The following is a 2,479-nucleotide window of genomic DNA, read 5'->3' as shown; positions in this document are numbered from 1 at the left end:
CGTAAAATGCTACTGCCTTGCTCCAAATAATTTGCTATAGAGCTCGCTATTGCCGTATCGCCATCCAAATAGCGGGACATTGCGCTAGAAAGCGGCCGCCTAGGCACGATTACACTATCGCCTATGCGCAATTCTTTCTGGCCACCCAGCATAAAACGACGGCTATTTAAACGCATAAAACCTGCTTCGCTAATATTATAACGAGCACAAAGTTGGCTAATCGTTTCGCCTTTACGAACTAGATGTGTTTTGGTATCAAATGGCAAAAGCTCTGCCGAGCCTAGCTGGCTTGTCGTTATAACATGCGCTATACGGTCTCCACCAGAGACTATTTCTGCTCCGCTACGACCATATACGTTCGACGGAAAAACCGACATAGAAACGTATATCATACACGTTATATAACTTATTAACTGCCTTAACATCTATGCTTACTAACTTTTACACATCCAATAACATTTTACATTCACTTTAGGGGTTATATAGCAAAACTGTCCCATTACAATATGAAGAGCAGCACAGTAGCAGCCCTTGCAGCCAAAATCAATAACTATTAAGCCTTTCTTCTAACGCTTAATAGCAGGTTGTTTCATTATGAGAAAAAGTTAATGCCTATAGAAACTGATGTATCTATTAAATTTTCTTTAACAAACAGAATAAAATAGAGCTTAAAATACAAAAATAAGCTTAGGTAATAGCAAGGCTAAACAAATATTCTAACCCTTTACAAAATTTGAATCATACGGCGTCATAGCATTGTTATTTTTCCAATCACTGGAATACGAGCAGCTACTAATTGCTATTTCAAACAATCGCGCCAATGTATTATGCTCACAAGAAGAAATCAGCATAAAATGCGAAAAGAAGTTAGCCCCTTAGATCTTAATAATCACGTAAAAGACTACTGATCTGCTCTAAATAAATTATTATAAGTTCGCTATTACAGTAGAGTTATGCAGCTAGAACTCGCTATGGAAAAAACTTAAAGGATATCATATCGCTTAGCTAATGCATTGTCTGCATAAAAACTTAGTAGGAGAAAATATTAAACCTAGTGTGAAGCGATAAAGGCATAAAAGTTTAGCTAACAAGCATTCAGACAGCATTATTATCAACTGTTACAAAGCAAATAAAAAGTCAAACGTGCTAACATTATACGGAAGGGAACCTACCGCAATCTATAGAATGAATTACAAAAAAATAATATAAAGAAGCTGGCTAAAAGTATTAGACGATTAATAGACCTGGCAGCGACTTACTCTCCCGTGTCTTAAGACAAAGTACCATCAGCGCAGGAGCGTTTCACGACCGAGTTCGGCATGGGATCGGGTGCAGGCACTCCGCTATAACCACCAAGTCAATTAACCGTCTAACTATTATGATGAATAATGAATATAAAAATGAGAATAATCAAGTCGATCGAACTATTAGTATCAGTAAGCTTCATGTGTTACCACACTTCCACATCTGACCTATCAACGTGGTAGTCTTCCACGGTTCTCATGGGAATACTAGTTTCCAGGTGGGTTTCCCACTTAGATGCCTTCAGCGGTTATCCCTTCCGTATATAGCTACCCTGCTATGCGGCTGGCGCCACAACAGGTCCACCAGAGATACGTCCATCCCGGTCCTCTCGTACTAGGGACAGATCCTGTCAATATTCCTACACCCACGGCAGATAGGGACCGAACTGTCTCACGACGTTCTGAACCCAACTCACGTACCGCTTTAAATGGCGAACAGCCATACCCTTGGGACCTGCTCCAGCCCCAGGATGCGATGAGTCGACATCGAGGTGCCAAACAACCCCGTCGATATGGACTCTTGGGGGTCATCAGCCTGTTATCCCCGGCGTACCTTTTATCCGTTGAGCGATGGCCCTTCCACTCGGGACCACCGGATCACTATGACCGTCTTTCGACTCTGCTCGACTTGTCAGTCTTGCAGTCAGGCAGGCTTATGCCATTGCACTCAACAAACGATTTCCGACCGTTCTGAGCCTACCTTCGCGCGCCTCCGTTACTCTTTAGGAGGCGACCGCCCCAGTCAAACTACCCACCATACACTGTCCTGGACCCGGATAACGGGTCGCAGTTAGACATCCATGTAGATAAGGGTGGTATTTCAAGGATGGCTCCACAATGGCTGGCGCCACTGCTTCATAGCCTACCACCTATCCTACACATGTCGACACGAATGCCAGTGTAAAGCTATAGTAAAGGTGCACGGGGTCTTTCCGTCTAACCGCAGGAACCCCGCATCTTCACGGGGAATTCAATTTCACTGAGTCTACGTTGGAGACAGCGGGGAAGTCGTTACGCCATTCGTGCAGGTCGGAACTTACCCGACAAGGAATTTCGCTACCTTAGGACCGTTATAGTTACGGCCGCCGTTTACTGGGGCTTCAATTCAATGCTTGCACATCTCCTCTTAACCTTCCAGCACCGGGCAGGCGTCAGACCCTATACGTCGTCTTGCG

General features: G+C 44.1%; 1 protein-coding gene and 2 rRNA genes (1 of these 3 only partly in view). All 3 read right to left on the bottom strand.

What is annotated here, in order from left to right; all coding sequences use genetic code 11:
- Window positions 1–392 (bottom strand): LysM domain-containing protein (locus tag QVL57_RS03910; RefSeq protein ID WP_290075833.1); only part of this gene is annotated, 392 nt, incomplete at its 3' end.
- Between the two features lie 850 nt (window positions 393–1,242).
- A 5S ribosomal RNA gene (rrf, locus tag QVL57_RS03905) occupies window positions 1,243–1,357 on the bottom strand.
- 49 nt (window positions 1,358–1,406) lie between these two features.
- Window positions 1,407–2,479: ribosomal RNA gene (locus QVL57_RS03900) — 23S ribosomal RNA — on the bottom strand (it continues 1,734 nt past the right edge of the window).

It is taken from the genome of Bartonella sp. TP, from assembly GCF_030406085.1.
Taxonomy (GTDB): domain Bacteria; phylum Pseudomonadota; class Alphaproteobacteria; order Rhizobiales; family Rhizobiaceae; genus CALTWN01.
This window is presented reverse-complemented; position numbering and strand designations above follow the sequence as displayed.